The organism is Mesorhizobium sp. L-8-10, assembly GCF_016756635.1.
Taxonomy (GTDB): Bacteria; Pseudomonadota; Alphaproteobacteria; order Rhizobiales; family Rhizobiaceae.
The window spans coordinates 2398343-2414365 of sequence record NZ_AP023263.1; the positions used below are offsets into that span (position 1 = coordinate 2398343).

The window sequence follows — 16023 nt, forward strand, 5'->3', positions numbered from 1 at the left end:
AAGAGGATCCCCGCGCCGAGGGCGGAATTGGCGGCAATAGATTCCCCAATTGCGCATCGTTATGTTCGTTCCTCAATGCCCTTCGGCAGGTTGGCGCACGTTTCGCGATCTTTGCCAGACCGGCAGCGTGGCATTGCCCACTGCCGGGTGTCGGAAGAGAACGCTGCGGGTCAACGCGAAAATACGAGCACGGTCGCGCTTGTAGCCTCGCAGCTTCCGCGCAAGTGCCGACCGGGGGCCGGTTCGATCGATGAGGTCTTCCCAGCCGTGGGCGTTGTGGGCGCAAGCAATCTCTACTCGGGCGCGCGCGAAATCCCGAGGGCTGCCCGACAGATGGAGTTCTTCGGCCAGCAATCTTGACCGGCTAAATGCCGTGAAGCGCATCAGCAATGCTCCGAGTTCGGCGGACGGTGCCTGGAGGTCGACGTTCTGAACGAATTCAGAGATATGACCGTGTCGGAGCGCAGCAGAAAGTCCGCCCGCATCGGCGATCGCATCACTCTGGCCCGACAGCCAAAGCCACTCGAAGAAGGCGGGCAGAATCGTGCCTGGGTCCACACCGTCCAGCGGATCCCAAGTGCGCTCACGGTCTTTCGAAATGGTTTCGAAAGGCCGGCTCCGGTCCTGCCTCGGTGCCGCCACGATTGCGCCAACACGGAGCTGCCGCGCTGCCCAACGACAGCAGGCAAGCGCATCCTCGCGTTTGACATCGCAGGACTTGAGCGAGGCAAGCTGGCTCCGCGAGAGCCGAACCCGTGCGCTTTCTGCGACCGTGGTCCAGTCACGGCGCTCATATGGCAAGAGCTCGGCTGCCTGTACCATCGCCTCCGCTTCGGTCCGGTCCAGGAGTCCGGAACGGCAGGCTCGGCGCAAGGCGAAGCGCATGTTGACGAGCGACTGGGAAAGCGCTGGATAGGGCGCCTCCGGCCGAAACATGACTGCCACCTCGTCCTCGGAAGTCAGCAGTCGGCGACGGAACATGCGGTAGACGCGCCCATGGCCTGCCGCGCCCGCCGGCCCACAATCGACGGCCCGCAGCGCCCCCATGCTTGAAGCGCCGATGACCGCCGCCCCGTCCTGCAGCACGTCCACCACTTCGCGCGGCGACACTGCCAACAGATTTGTAAACACCCCGTCCAGAATTACGAAAACTGAGAAATCGAGGAGCCGAAGCCGATACAAGTCGCCACGCCGCACCGGCGGAGCAATGACGGAGTCCGGCAGTACGGCGCAGATCAGATCGTGCGGGCAAGATGGACCGACAAAAACAACCGTTTGCAATCCCGCAGAAGGCATTGGTCAGATTACAGAATGTGGCGCATGCAGCGCCATCCGACCCGGCAACGGTCGACCATGAACATGGCAAGGCCGGGGACCCGGACCCGCACTACCGGCACACCCAGACTGGGATCCGACATGTCCACGACGACCGCCTGATCGACCCCCGTGGAGCGCAGACGGTCGACAATCAGTTCGACGTCTTCCGCGATGCTGTCGGACAAGCCGTCGGCAACGGTTAAAGTCTCCTCGGGCGCGTCCTTTAGAATGGTGCCTCGCATTTGCCGAGTGAAGTCCCGGTCACTGCCCTGGATCAGATTGAATGAATCACGCGTGCCCTGGATCGTGCCGATCCGCGATTGATGCGCCTCGGTCAGAGCACGGTTCAATGCGTGTTCGGGGCTCGGATCGCATCCCCAGCCGCCGAAAATCACCCGCGTTGTTCCTGTCGCGGCCGGATAGGCTGCATCAATCAAATAACAGGCCATGACCGGGATGCCGATATCGGTGGTGATTTCGTCCAGGACGACACTGACACGGTCTGTTTCGACCCGGCTGACGAGTTCGGCGCAAGTCGTTGGCAACAGCCTGCGGCTGATCCGCTTTCGCGTTGGCCCGCACAGGTGGCCTGTCCCAAACAATTCGAAGAACAGCTGCTGACTGCTCGCATCCCGCTCGATCACCTCCAAAAGTGCGTGGCGGATCGCCTCGCCAAAACTTGCACCGGCTGCGAGGCCATTGGTGTCGACCTGGTCCAGGACACATTGACCGGGTGGCGAGACACATAGGTCGGTAGGAACCTGGATCTCGCATTTCCCGATCAGGTCCCAGCCCGATACCCAATCGATCGGCAGATCCGGGCGGTAGGCCGTCGTTGGCGGAAGGTCGAACCGCTCAGGATCGACGCATTTGAGCCCCTGTTCCATCAGTTGCGAATAGCTGGCGCGCCGAACATCGCCACGTACGGTTTCCGCTGAAATCCGTTCTATGGCTTCCATGATCGCACTGACACGGGCGGCACGTACGGTCAAACCTTTGCCCATATGCGTGGTCAAATCGCGGGCAAGGGGAGTAATCGCGGCCATCACCGGTGCCTGCGACAACTCCAGCCGAGAAATATCGGACACCCGTGTGACTGGAATCGCGTCGAGTAGTCTCCCCACACGCCGCTCGGTCTCCTCTAGCGCTGTGACGCGACCAGACGCCTCGCTGACCTTGACGAAGCATTCGCCGCGGGTCAGCGGACAATCGCTCAGGTACAACGTCGCAGAGGTCCGTTCAGAGTCCCATCGCGATAACGTTGTTGTTCGCGTCGTGCACGAACAGATGTGCCTTGGCTGTTTTTGCCAGTCTGACCAGCGTCTCCAATTCCGATGGGGTCAGATCGTTGATAGCCTGCTTGATACTGTCCCCCAGGTGATCAGGATCCGTTTGAGGAATTGCACCTTGGTCGATTAAGAACTGGAGATTGCTTTGAAAATTCGGGAGATTGGCCATCTGCGCCCTCCATTACCCGTACACCGAGTTCGATGTAAGTAAGTATCACAATATAGGCTATCATTGGTCCGCGACCGAGTCCACGAAAGACCTATCCCGAACGGCGGCTGTGCATCTTTGATCGGTCTTGCGACCAGATGCAGCACGTTATTATCCTGCGGCGTAGAGATTTTCAGTCAGCGAGTCACTGCGGGAATTCGGTAATCCTGGTCAAAAATAATCGTCGCCGCAGAATTTGGGAGATCGTTCAATGACAGATCCCGCGGCACCCAGAGCGAGCGAGGTTCTGCGCGCAAGAATGACAATGTGCACAGGACCGCTGGATGCGGTCTTTTCCCGCTTATGGGCCAATGAAAACCCGAGGGAAATTGTTCCGGCATTTCTGATCATGCTGCATCAGATCATGCGCGCCTCAGTGCCGGTGATGGAGGCAGCGATCCGCCGACTGAATGAAATCGGGCCGGCCGATCCACTCGTACCGCCGCTGATCGAGTACTACAAACATCACCTCAAAGAAGAGCGGGACCACGACGTTTGGGCACTGGAGGACCTGGAGGCCGCTGGTTTCGATCCTGCGGCGGTTTTGCGACAGATGCCACCGCCGCCGGTGGCGCGGTTGGCCGGCGCCCAGCGCTACTGGGTCGAGCATTACCATCCGATCACTCTCCTCGGCTGCATCATGGTGCTCGAATCCTTCCCGCCGAGCACCGATGTTATTGACCGTATTCGCGACACATCGGGCTTGCCCGAAGTGGCGTTCCGGACTTTCCGGCTACACGGTCGGGTCGACCCCTACCACAGCGCGGAAGTCCGCGACGTCATAGATCGACTGCCGCTGACGCGGCCTGACGTGGAGACGATCGCTACGAGCTTGATGGCCTGTATGGAGTCGTTGACGGAGTGCATTTCAGAACTGCAACCGATTCGATTTGACCGAATAGCGGTTTTGGGTCCCGAACGCGACTTTGTCAGCTCCAAGAGACATTAGCATCTACGGATTGTGCTATTCTTTGGTTGGCGGAGCAACCTGTCCTCTCCGCCAGAGCCGGGCAGCAGGTGCTGGCGGGTCGTATTCGTCACGACCCCGTCACATTGAAGGAACCCGCTCGCGCGGGAGGGCGCGGCGTCGATGAGGCTGCAAGAGATCAGAGAGGTGACCGGCGGGCGTCTCCGAGCGTAAAGCGTCAACCTTCTGCTTGAGAGGAGTATCCGACGACAAGGTACCCTTCACATCGGCCCGGCAGCACGCAGCCTGAGCGCATGATCGAAGCGGGCAATACAAGGATGTGCTGGCATCGCGTCGCTCCGACGGGAATGCTGTCGCTTCGCCACACAAAAATGAGGCAGAATCCAATTTCAACTGTCGGTGATGCCCTTGCTGTGGAGGCAGCGCTGAAACCTGATTTGTTTCAGCCGGACAGCGAACTGGCACTTTTTTCCTTGAAGGCGCCCGCGTTGGCGGTGTGTCCAGTCCGACCTCGCGGATCGATGCCGACGATCGCTTCATCTACAAAGCGGGCTCCAGATCGCTCTACTGCGACCAGGACGGAAACGGCGCGGCGGCCAGGCGTTGGTGGCGGCGCTCGACAAGCCCCATGCGCTTGCTGCTGCGGACATGATCCTCTTCTGAATGAAGAGCGTCTGCGCGCGGTGCGGGAACAAGATACGCGCTGCGCGCATATGGTTAGTCGATCGTTAATGCTTCTCCGGCAAATTCCTGCTCCGAACCAGGCTCGACCGATGGGGGCTCTGCCGGTGGCATTGCGGGATGGGCAAGGCGCGCTGGACGACATGTCGTCCAGGCCCGCGTCCGGAGAAAATATCGTGCAGGACGGAGCCGTGCGCCTGGCCGGTGCCGACGGCTGTGCGTCGCGCGACATCGCCGTGGCGGAACTGGCGTCCCTGCTGGGGGCCGGCGGCGTCTGGTTCTGGGAAACCGACGCGGATCATCGCTTCGCCTGGCTCTCGCGGGATCTGCAGCGGCTGACCGGCGTCGACGCGGCGGCATTGCGCGGCCGGTCGCTTTTCGACGTGATGGGCAGCGGAGCGGGGGAAGGCGTGGACCTGAGGGCCGACGTTTGCGCACGCCGCCCCTTCCGGGACTTCTGCTTCGAACTGCGTGCCGCCGACGGACACTGCCGACGGGGGTCGATGTCCGGCGAGCCGCGATTCGATGCCTGTGGCCGGTTCCTCGGCTATCGCGGGATCGGTCGCGACATGGCGCCGCCGGCCGAAACCGAGGAGGGCGGCGGCGCTCTTCTCTCCGACCTTCAGCGCACGCTCGACGCCATGACGATGGGCATCGTCCTGATCGACAGGGACCTGACTGTCCGCATCATCAACAAGGCCTTCTACCGGCTCTGGAGGCTGACGCCGGGCGACGTCGATGTCGGCTCTCCGTTCCGGGCGCTGATGGATATCAACCGGCACAACGGCATCTACGACGTCGCCGACGAAGGCTGGGAGGACTACGTCACCTGGCGGATCGAGGAGATCAAGGCGGGCGACGTCCCGCCCCGCGAGTTCCAGCGCGCCGACGGCCGAACCATGATCTATTCGGTGACTGCCCTGACGGGTGGCAAACGGCTGGTCTGCTACTACGACATCTCCGACATCAAGGAGCGCGAGGCGCAACTGGCCGACGCCCTGGAAAAGGCCAGGCTTGCAGGAGCCGTCCTCGACGGCTTGCAGGAGCCGGTCTTCGTCAAGGACAGCGAACTGCGTTTCGTCATCGTAAACGCCGCCTTCGCGCGGATGTTCGGTCTCGAGCCCGAGGCCATGGTCGGCAGGAAGGACGAGGACTTCTTCTCCCCTGCGGAAGCCCACGCCTCCGCAAGCGTCGAGCGCGCCGTGCTGGCGACGGGCGAGGCGCAGGAATTCGAGGAGGATTCCGATCTTTCGGGACCCGGGCGAACGAGGATGGTGCGCAAGGACAGGGTGCGCACCGAAAGCGGCAGGGACTACCTCGCCTGCTTCCTGTTCGACATCACCGATGTGAAACGCCGCAGCCGGGAGGCCGAGCAGGCTCGCCAGCATCTGGCCGACGTGCTGGATTCGCTGCCGGCCGGCGTCATCATCTACGATCGCGACGACCGTTTCGTGCTCGCCAACAAGGAGCTTCGGCGCACGCTCCCCGAGCTGGAACCGGTCTGGCAGCCCGGCAACTCGTTCCGGGAGGCGATCGAGTACGGCCGTTCGATCGGGTATTTCCGAGCCAGCGGCGACGCCGCCCTGGACGCTCTCTACGACACCGACCGGCAGGCGTGGCTGGACGGCTATATGACCCGGCATCGTTTGCCCCATGCGGCCTTCGAGCGCCAGAATGCCGACGGGCGCTGGTATCAGGTCTTCGACGGCTGGACCGACGAGGGCACCTTCGTGGGCGTACGGGTCGACATCACCGAGCTCAAGCAGCGCGAGCGCCAGCTCCAGGAAAGCCTGCGCGCCAACGAGCTCTATCAGAGCCTCATCGACAACGTCCCCGTCTCGATCTATGCCAAGCGCCCGGATCTCCGGCTCGTCTATGTCAACAGGAGCTGGTGCGACCTGACCGGCCATTCCAGGCAGGAGGCGATCGGCCGGACCGACGTCGAGATCTTCGGGCTCGAGGGCGAGGCCTTCATGGAGGGCGATCGCGCGGTCCTGGCGACCGGCGAGAACCAGGAGGTTGAAGAGACCGTCACCGAGCCCGACGGCAGCTGTCGCTGGCAGATCGCCCGCAAGGGCACGATGGTCGCGTCGGACGGCTCGCTTTATCTGATCGGCTCGACCACCGACATCACCGAACTCAAGCGTCGCGAGCACGAGCTGCGCGAGGCTCAGCGCCGTGCCGTGCTGGCCGACCGCGCCAAGTCGGAATTCCTGGCCAATATGAGCCACGAGATCCGGACGCCGATGAATGGTGTGCTCGGCATGGCCGAGCTCCTCGCGAAATCCGATCTCGATGCCAAGCAGAGAACCTTCACCGACGTCATCGTGAAATCGGGCAATGCCCTGCTCACCATCATCAACGACATTCTCGACTTCTCCAAGATCGATGCCGGCCAGCTCGTGCTCGACCCCGCGCCCTTCAATCTCGCCGAGGCCGTCGAGGATGTCGCGACGCTGGTCGCGGCGCGCGCCAAGGAAAAGGACCTCGAGCTGATCGTCAGGATCGAGCCCAAGCTGCACGGCCTTTATGTCGGCGACGTCGGCCGCATCCGTCAGATCATCACCAATCTGGTCGGCAACGCCGTGAAGTTCACCGAGGCGGGGCACATATTGGTCGAGGTGACCGGCCGGAGCGTGGCCCGCGAGACCTGTCTGACGATCCGCGTCACCGATACAGGCATCGGCATCCCGCAGGACAAGCTCGACCTCGTCTTCGAGAAATTCAGCCAGGTCGACGGCTCTTCGACCCGGCGCCACGAGGGGACGGGCCTGGGCCTTGCGATCACCTCGCGTCTCGTCGCCCTGATGGAGGGCCGCATCGGCGTCGAGAGCACCGAAGGGGTCGGCTCGACCTTCTGGTTCACGCTGACCTTGCCGAACGGCGACAGGCAGGCGCCGACCCCGGTGACACCGGTCGATGTCACCGGCGCCCGCATCCTGATCGTCGACGACAATCAGGTGAACCGCGCCATCCTCAGCGAGCAGATGGTTTCGTGGGGGTTCGATTCCTGTGCGGCCGAGGACGGCCCCGAGGGGCTGAGGGTGCTCGACGCGGCGGCGCGTCTGGGCCTCGCCGTCGACTGCGTCATCCTCGATTATCAGATGCCTGTCATGTCGGGCGCCGAAGTCGCCCGTCTGATACGGTCGAAGCCCGTGGTCGCGGGAACTCCGATCATCCTGCTGACCTCGGTCGACCAGTCCCTGTCGAACGCTGCCTATCGCGATCTCGGCATCGACGCCCATCTGATCAAGCCCGCACGCTCTTCCATCCTGCTGGAGACGCTGGTGGGGATCATACAGAAGCGCCGGGCCGGCACGGTTTGCGGTAAGCAGGCAGTGCCGGCGCCTCCGCCGGCTCCGGTGGCCGCACCGGTCCCTGCGATCGACCCGGGAGATGCGCATGGCCTCGATATCCTCGTCGCCGAGGACAACGAGGTGAATCAACTGGTCTTCACCCAGATCCTGGCAGAGACAGGCATGAGCTTCGAGATCGTCGGCAACGGACGGCGCGCTGTAGAATTCTGGCGCGAAAAGAGCCCCCGCATGATCCTGATGGATGTCTCGATGCCCGAGATGAGCGGACTGCAAGCGACCGGTGCCATCCGCGAGGCGGAGGCGTCGGTTGGCGGACGCGTGCCGATCATCGGCGTCACCGCCCATGCGCTGAAGGGCGACCGCGAGCGTTGCCTGGAGGCCGGCATGGATGACTATCTCGCCAAGCCGATCAGCCCGCGCGCGCTGCTGGAGAAGATCGAGCGCTGGTCCGTCCTGTCATCCCGAAAATCTTGTGCGAGCTAAAACATGTCGCCTGCAGGCATGCGGCGTTTTCGGGACAAAGACAGTGCGCCGCAGAAGCGCGATGCATGGGGTCGCAATCGCTGAGTTTCTTCGAGGGGTCCAGGCGGGGCGCATTGAAGCGCTTGCGCGCCCATGATCCCGATAGGCAAATAATCCCTTAGCCGGTTACGTTTCTGTCGCCCTGCGGGGTCGAAATATGGCCGGCGAAACACCTTCTGCGCGAGTCCCGGCAGGCTTTACCGCATCGACACAAATCTGTCATCGAACTGTTACACAGGGGCTTTAAGGCCATGCCGGACGCTCAAGACTGGCGTCAGCAAGAAATTCCGGACAGGAGTAGGCCAGATGAAGAAATTCCTCCTTACGGCGTCGGCAGGCGCGCTTGCGCTCGCCGCGTCCGCCGGTTACGCCGCCGCGCGCGACCAGATCCAGATCGTGGGGTCGTCCACCGTATTTCCGTTCACCACTGCCGTCGCCGAGAAGCTCGGCCAGACCGGCAAGTTCAAGACGCCCGTCGTGGAATCGACCGGCACCGGCGGCGGCATGAAGCTGTTCTGCGGCGGCGTCGGCGAGAATACGCCCGACTTCACCAATGCTTCGCGCGCCATCAAGGAAAAGGAGCTTGAGACCTGCAAGGCCAACGGCGTGACGCCGGTGGAGATCAAGGTCGGCTTCGACGGCATCGTGCTCGCCAACTCCAAGGCCGGCGCGACGGTTGACCTCACGAAGGAGCAGGTGTTCAAGGCGCTGGCCAAGAACGTCGCGGTCGACGGCAAGGTCGTCCCCAATCCCTACATGAACTGGTCGGACATCGATGCCTCGCTGCCGGCGACCAAGATCGAGGTGCTCGGCCCTCCGCCGACCTCCGGCACGCGCGACGCCTTCGTCGAACTGGTGATGGATGCGGCCTGTCAGGAAGAGGTCAAGGCTGCGAACGAGAAAGGCTGCGGCGAGCTCCGCGAGGACGGCGCCTATGTGGAAGCCGGCGAGAACGACAATCTGATCGTGCAGAAACTCGAAGCCAATCCGAACGCTTTCGGGATCTTCGGCTTCTCCTTCCTCGACCAGAACGCCGACAAGCTGCAGGGCCACAAGGTCGACGGCGTCGATCCGACCTTCGAGAACATCGCATCGGGCGACTACGGGGTGTCGCGTTCGCTCTTCATCTATGCCAAGAAGGAACATGTCGGCGTCATTCCCGGCATGGAAGAGTTCATCGCCGAATACACTTCCGAGGGCGCGTGGGGACCTGAAGGCTATCTCGCCGACAAAGGCCTGATCCCGCTGCCGGACGCGGATCGCGCCAAGCAGGCCGAGGATGCCAAGGCCCTCAAGGGCATGGGGTCCTGACCGTCGGTTCTTGACCATCCGGCCCGGGCTTAAACCTGCCTGGGCCGGATTCCTCCGCCTGTTGCGCGGGGAAGCCGGCATATGTCCGGCATGCGTTGCGCCAGGCTGTGCGTCCCGTGAAACAGTGGTCTGGATAATGGATCAGGGCTCCTGAACATGATCGGTTACCTCGTCTTTGCGCTCGCCGCTCTCTTCGTAATCGCATATTTCGCCGGACGATCCCGTGCCATTGCCGCCGTCAACGGTGACGTCGCACGGCTGCATTCTCTCCCCGGCCAGCACGGCATGTATCTGGCATTGGCCGCCGCCGGTCCGGCGCTTATTGCCATCATCCTTTGGGGCATCATCACGCCCGGCATCGAATCTTCGATCGTCAAGGCTCGTTTCGCCAGCGAGCTATCCGGCCTCGGCGTGCCGCAGACCGAAGCGTTCATCCGTGACGCCCGGGCGATCGCCTTCGGCGGCGTCGCCGGCTTCAGCGACGCGACCAAGGAGGCGGCGGCGGCGGTGTACAGGTCGGCCCATGCCACCAGCAGCTGGATCATCGTCGCGCTTTCGGTCCTGCTTGCGGCCGCAGGTTTCTTTCTTGCGTATTCCCGGATCGTGCCGGCTTTCCGCGCCCGGCACGTCGTGGAACGCGTTGTCCGTATCGCGCTGATCGCCTGTTCGGCTGTCGCAATCCTGACGACGATCGGGATCATTCTCTCCCTGATCTTCGAATCCTTCCGCTTCTTCGAGCAGGTGCCGTTCTACAAGTTCCTTTTTGGCACCCACTGGAGCCCGCAGAGCGCGTTCACCGGTGCCGGGGCGGAGGCAGGAGAGGCCAACGCCGAAATTTTCGGCATGGTTCCCCTGTTCGTCGGCACGCTGCTCATCACCTTCATCGCCATGCTGGTCGCGGCGCCCATCGGGCTGATGGCAGCGATCTATCTCTCCGACTATGCGTCGAAGCAAGTTCGTGCCGTCGCCAAGCCCGTCCTGGAAATCCTGGCGGGTATCCCGACCGTCGTCTACGGCTTCTTTGCAGCCTTGACGGTTGCGCCGTTCTTCCGCGGGCTAGGCGAAAGCATCGGCCTTGGCGTGGCCTCCGAATCGGCACTCGCCGCCGGTGTCGTCATGGGGATCATGATCATCCCCTTCGTTTCGTCGCTTTCGGACGACGTCATCAATGCGGTGCCCCAGTCGCTTCGCGACGGTTCGGCCGGGCTCGGCGCGACCAAGTCGGAGACGATCCGCAAGGTGGTGCTGCCGGCCGCGCTTCCCGGCATCGTCTCGGCCATGCTGCTCGCCGTAAGCCGTGCGATCGGCGAGACGATGATCGTGGTCATGGCCGCCGGTCTTGCTGCCAATCTCACCATCAATCCGCTCGAAGCCGTCACGACCGTCACGGTGCAGATCGTCACGCTCCTGGTCGGCGACCAGGAATTCGACAGCGCCAAGACGCTTGCCGCTTTCGCGCTCGGCCTTGTGCTGTTCTGCATCACGCTTGCCCTCAACATCGTCGCCCTCCGCGTCGTCCAAAAGTACCGAGAGCAATATGACTGATACGACCGTTTTACCCGGCGCCGTCGCCCGTCCGACCAGCATCCACACCGACGATGCGGCGAAGGCTCGTCTGAAGAGGCGTTACGCCACCGAGCAGCGCTTCAAGTGGATGGGCGCCGGCGCGGTAGGGCTCGCGGCTTTCTTTCTCGTCCTGCTTCTGTCGACGATCGTCATCCAGGCGCTCCCGGCGCTGCGGATGAACTATCTCGTCCTGCCGCTGGATCTGTCGGCGGCCAAGGTCGACCCTGCCAAGCTCGGCGAGGTCAACTACGACGGCATCATCCATGATGCGCTCGAAGCCAAGATCCCCGACGCGACAAGCCGCCAGGACCGCAGGCTGATGCGGGGCCTGGCCTCGACCGGCGCCGGAGTATTCCTGCGCCAGGACATTGCCGCCGATCCGTCGATGCTTGGCAAGACCGTCGACTTCGCCGTGCCGCTCGACGATTTCGCCGATCTCTATCTCAAGGGCCTGCTCGCCGCGAAGGGCAGCATCGACCCCTTGGCGGGTGACGTCACCCCGTCGGCCGACAGCGGCGACATCGACCTGGCGTTTTCGAGCGATGCCATCCTGTCGATCGCCCGCAGCGCCGGAGCGACCGAAGGAGAAGGCAACACGCTTCGACTGACCAGCGGCGCGTCGTCGCTGCTCGTCGGGCTCAATGGCGGCACTGTGAAGCTCGAGAGCCTCGCCAAGGGCGCGGCCGGCGGCGCCACCGCCAAGGGCCTGGTTCTGCGCAAGCTTTCCAGTACGGCGCCTGCGTCGAACGGCGCAGCGTCGCTTCGTGTCATCGACATGCCCGAAAGCTCCCGCAAGATCTCGGACAAGGAGATCGTCTGGCTCGACGCGCTGAAGGCCGAGAACCTCGTCGAAAGCCGGTTCAACTCCGTCTTCTTCTTCACCGGAGCCAGCCGCGAGCCTGAGCTTGCCGGCGTCTGGGGCGCGATCGTCGGCTCGTTTCTCACCATGGTGGTGACTCTGGCGATCTCGTTCCCGATCGGCGTCGCCGCGGCGATCTATCTGGAAGAATTCGCGCCGAAGAACCGCTGGACGCATTTCATCGAGGTCAACATCAACAATCTCGCCGCCGTGCCGTCGATCGTCTACGGTCTGCTCGGCCTCGCCGTGTTCCTGAATTTCTTCGGCCTCCCGCGTTCGGCGCCGCTGGTCGGCGGCATGGTGCTGGCTCTGATGACGCTGCCGATCATCATCATCGCCTCGCGCGCCTCGATCCGCGCCGTGCCACCGTCGATCCGCGAGGCGGCGCTCGGCATCGGCGCCTCCAAGGTCCAGACGGTTTTCCACCATGTGCTGCCGCTGGCGATGCCCGGCATCATGACCGGGACGATCCTCGGCATGGCGCATGCGCTCGGCGAGACAGCACCGCTCCTGATGATCGGCATGGTCGCTTTCATCGTCGACATCCCGGGCGGCTTCACCGATCCGGCGACGATCCTGCCCGTGCAGATCTTCATGTGGGCCGATTTCCCCGAGCCGGGTTTCCAGCAAAAAACCTCAGCCGCGATCCTGATCCTGCTGGGCTTCCTGGTTATCATGAACGCAGTGGCCGTGATCCTGCGCAAACGCTTCGAACGCCGCTGGTAAGGGAGTAGTGAGATGAACATCTTGACCGAGGCAGCCGTGGAAAAGAAGCTGACGCAGGGTGCCGATGCGCCCGCCGTGAAGATGAAGGGCGACAAGGTTTCCGTCCACTACGGCGAGAAACGGGCGCTCTTCGACGTGGATCTCGACATCCGCCGCAATGAGGTGACCGCTCTGATCGGGCCGTCGGGCTGCGGCAAGTCGACCTTCCTGCGCTGCCTCAACCGCATGAACGACACTATCCCCATCGCCCGCGTCAGCGGCAAAATCACGCTCGACGACGAGGATATCTACGATCCCAGGATCGACGTCGTCGAACTGCGGGCGCGGGTGGGCATGGTGTTCCAGAAGCCCAATCCGTTTCCGAAGTCGATCTACGAGAACGTCGCCTACGGACCGCGCATCCATGGTCTCGCCAAGAACAAGGCCGACCTCGACGGCATTGTCGAGCGGAGCCTGCAGAAGGCTGCGATCTGGAACGAGGTCAAGGACCGGCTCGGCGAGCCCGGAACCGGCCTTTCCGGCGGCCAGCAGCAGCGTCTGTGCATCGCGCGCGCCATAGCGGTGTCGCCCGAGGTGATCCTCATGGACGAGCCGTGCTCGGCGCTCGATCCGATCGCCACCGCCAAGGTGGAAGAGCTGATCGACGAACTGCGCGAGAACTATACGATCGTCATCGTCACGCACTCGATGCAGCAGGCCGCCCGCGTCTCGCAGCGCACGGCCATGTTCCATCTCGGCTATCTGGTCGAGGAGGGCCCCACCGACAAGATGTTCACCAACCCCGACGACAAGCGCACACAAGACTACATCACCGGCCGCTTCGGGTAAGCGGCGGGCGGAAGGACAACGAGGACAGGATCATGGGTGAACATACCGTCACGTCTTTCGACGACGAACTCGATCATGTCGACCGGCTGATCCGCGACATGGGGGACCTTGCGGGGTCGATGGTGCAGGGCTCCACCAGGGCGCTGCTCAACTCCGACACGGCGCTGGCACAGCGTGTGATCTCCGACGACGCCGTGATGGACGCAAAGCAGCGTGAGCTCGACGATCGTGCCATCACGCTGATCGCCAAGCGCCAGCCCATGGCGCAGGACCTCCGTGCGGTGGTCGGCGCGATCCGCATGGCCGCCGACCTTGAACGCATCGGCGATCTCGCCAAGAACATCGCCAAGCGGGTGGGCGCAGTCGGCCAGAGCGTCGCGCCGCGCGGCCTGTCGCATTCGATCGAGGCGATGTCGGGCATGGTGTTGGGTCAGGTCAACGGTGTCGTCGACCACTATGTCGCCGACGACGCCCAGGCCTTGATGAAGCTGCGGGCAGACGACGAGAAGATCGACGTCCAGTACACTGCCGTGTTCCGCGAGCTCCTCACCTATATGATGGAAGATCCGCGCAACATCACGGCCTGCACGCATCTCCTGTTCTGCGCCAAGAACCTCGAGCGCATCGGCGACCATGTCACCAATATCGCCGAGAACGCCTATTTCGTCATGACGGGAGAGCAGCTTCCGGTGCAGCGGCCGAAACACGACGAAACCTCGACGACAGTCGCCGAATGAGAAAGGCTTGACCGCAAGAATACCGAGGAGATCCGACCCGCATGATTGCCCCCAAGATCATGGTCGTGGAAGACGAGGAGCCGCTATGCGTGCTCCTGCGCTACAACCTGGAAGCCGAAGGCTATCAGGTCGAGGTCATCAATCGCGGCGATGAAGCCGAGCTCCGGCTGCAGGAAAACGTACCCGACCTTCTGGTCCTCGACTGGATGATCCCCGCCGTGTCGGGCATCGAGCTCTGCCGGCGATTGAGGATGCGTCCGGAGACCGAGCGGTTGCCGATCATCATGCTGACGGCGCGCGGCGAGGAGAGCGACCGGGTGCGTGGCCTTTCGACCGGGGCCGACGACTATCTGGTGAAGCCGTTCTCGACGCCGGAATTCGTCGCCCGGGTTCGTGCTTTGCTGCGCAGGGCCAAGCCCGAAGTGCTGTCGACGGTGCTCAAGGTTGGCGACATCGTGCTCGACCGCGAAGCGCACCGGGTCTATCGCAAGAAGAGCGAGATCAAGCTCGGCCCGACCGAGTTCCGCCTGCTCGAGTTCATGATGCAGCATCCCGGGCGCGTCTTCTCGCGCAGCCAGTTGCTCGACAATGTCTGGGGCGAAACGATCTATATCGACGAGCGCACCGTCGACGTGCATGTCGGCCGCCTGCGCAAAGCGGTCAATACGGCCCGCATGCCCGATGTGATCCGCACCATCCGCGGCGCCGGCTACGCCATCAACGAGGCGTGACGTCCCCGCTGGAGCAATTCCAGCAAGAGTGCGCAGCGGTCTTGCGTCCGGAATTGCGTGACAACAATGAGTCAGGGCGTCTCGGCTTTTCGAAGAAAGGCGGAAATGCTGCTCCAGCGCGGGCCGGCGATTGCCGTCGGGCCCGCGTCAGGGCGCCCCACCGGCCGGGCGTGACACCGAACGCCTTCTTGAACTGACGGTTCAGGTGGCTCTGGTCGGCAAAGCCGGTCCTGGCCGCGATATCGGCCAGGTTCTCTCCAGCCTGGATGAGGGCGGTTGCCCGCGCCAGCCGCCGCATCAGCAGGTAGCGGTGCGGGCTGGTCCCGAAAAAGGCGCGGAACTGCCGCGCCAGACTGAACCGGTCGAGTCCGGTCACGCCCTCCAGCGCGTCGGAGCGCACGACACGGTCGAGATTGGCTTCCAGATAGTCGCGTGCCATCTCCAGCCGGGGGACATCGAGGGTGATCCTGGAAGGGGCGGGTCCATCGGCATGGCGCGACAGGCCGTCCGCCAACTCGGTGACGAGTTGGACGACGGCCAATTCGTCGAGTTCGCCCTCGATATCGGAGAGGCAGGGCAGCAGCGTCTCGCGCAGCCGCCGATCGGTGACGACGGGGTCGCGGACGAAAGGCAGCGGGGCACAGCTCGCTGCCAGGCTTCGCCGCAACAGGGCGGGCTCGAGATAGAGTATGCGATAGTGAAGTCCGGCATCGGTCGCGGCGCCGCCGTCATGCATCTCGTCGGGATGCAGCACGATCACCTGGCCCGGCAGGCTGTTTCGGACCTCGCCCCGGTAGCGGAATGTCTGAACGCCGTGCAAGGTCACGCCGATCGCATAGGTGTCGTGGCGATGAGGCTCGAAGGCGTTGCCGAAGAACTTGGCGTCGATGCGCTCCAGGCCGGGGAAGGGCGGTGCCGGCACGATGCCGCCCTCGTCGGTGCGCCCGCACAAACGTTCAAGACCGGATTGTTCGTTCCAGCCTAGATCGGGAGACATCTTGCC

General features: G+C 63.3%; 12 protein-coding genes. 8 read left to right on the forward strand and 4 right to left on the reverse strand.

From position 1 onward, the window contains the following. Positions 1-72: 72 nt before the first annotated feature. From JN280_RS11270 to JN280_RS11280, 3 genes are read right to left on the reverse strand one after another with little or no spacing between them, the layout of a single operon-like run. Entirely contained in the window at positions 73-1296 is a 1224-nt protein-coding gene (locus JN280_RS11270) for a TfuA-like protein (RefSeq protein ID WP_202312208.1), read from the reverse strand. A gap of 8 nt (positions 1297-1304) precedes the next feature. Next, positions 1305-2540, reverse strand: coding sequence for a YcaO-like family protein (locus JN280_RS11275; RefSeq protein WP_202312210.1), 1236 nt, complete (start codon positions 2538-2540; stop codon positions 1305-1307). A gap of 16 nt (positions 2541-2556) precedes the next feature. After that, the gene (locus tag JN280_RS11280; RefSeq protein ID WP_202312212.1) at positions 2557-2775 is read right to left on the reverse strand and encodes a hypothetical protein; all 219 of its coding nucleotides are present in this window, start codon (positions 2773-2775) and stop codon (positions 2557-2559) included. A 250-nt stretch (positions 2776-3025) separates the two neighbouring features. Here JN280_RS11280 and JN280_RS11285 point away from each other — a divergent pair, with 250 nt between their 5' ends. The 8 genes from JN280_RS11285 to phoB all read left to right on the forward strand — a co-directional run bounded on the left by JN280_RS11285 (position 3026) and on the right by phoB (position 15020). Continuing rightward, entirely contained in the window at positions 3026-3763 is a 738-nt protein-coding gene (locus tag JN280_RS11285; RefSeq protein ID WP_202312214.1) for an iron-containing redox enzyme family protein, read from the forward strand. A gap of 1229 nt (positions 3764-4992) precedes the next feature. Then, complete coding sequence (locus JN280_RS11290) at positions 4993-8223, forward strand: response regulator (protein WP_446720842.1); 3231 nt, start codon at positions 4993-4995, stop codon at positions 8221-8223. A 345-nt stretch (positions 8224-8568) separates the two neighbouring features. Next, positions 8569-9573, forward strand: coding sequence for a PstS family phosphate ABC transporter substrate-binding protein (locus tag JN280_RS11295; protein WP_202312218.1), 1005 nt, complete (start codon positions 8569-8571; stop codon positions 9571-9573). Between the two features lie 156 nt (positions 9574-9729). After that, entirely contained in the window at positions 9730-11118 is a 1389-nt protein-coding gene (gene pstC / locus JN280_RS11300; protein ID WP_202312219.1) for a phosphate ABC transporter permease subunit PstC, read from the forward strand. Beyond that, entirely contained in the window at positions 11111-12724 is a 1614-nt protein-coding gene (pstA, locus tag JN280_RS11305) for a phosphate ABC transporter permease PstA (protein WP_202312220.1), read from the forward strand. The genes pstC and pstA overlap by 8 nt, the downstream gene beginning before the upstream one ends. Positions 12725-12736: 12 nt before the next feature. Beyond that, complete coding sequence (gene pstB / locus JN280_RS11310) at positions 12737-13552, forward strand: phosphate ABC transporter ATP-binding protein PstB (RefSeq protein WP_202312221.1); 816 nt, start codon at positions 12737-12739, stop codon at positions 13550-13552. A gap of 32 nt (positions 13553-13584) precedes the next feature. After that, positions 13585-14289 carry a phosphate signaling complex protein PhoU gene (phoU, locus tag JN280_RS11315; protein ID WP_202312222.1) on the forward strand — a complete coding sequence of 235 codons (705 nt, stop codon included), beginning with the start codon at positions 13585-13587 and terminating at the stop codon, positions 14287-14289. A gap of 41 nt (positions 14290-14330) precedes the next feature. Beyond that, positions 14331-15020, forward strand: coding sequence for a phosphate regulon transcriptional regulator PhoB (gene phoB / locus JN280_RS11320; RefSeq protein ID WP_202312223.1), 690 nt, complete (start codon positions 14331-14333; stop codon positions 15018-15020). On the opposite strand, the gene JN280_RS11325 is transcribed toward phoB, so the two are convergent. Further along, a complete protein-coding gene (locus JN280_RS11325; RefSeq protein ID WP_244743220.1) occupies positions 15007-16017 on the reverse strand; it encodes an AraC family transcriptional regulator in 1011 nt (336 codons plus the stop codon). The two genes, phoB and JN280_RS11325, sit on opposite strands and share 14 nt — an antisense overlap. Positions 16018-16023: the final 6 nt, after the last annotated feature.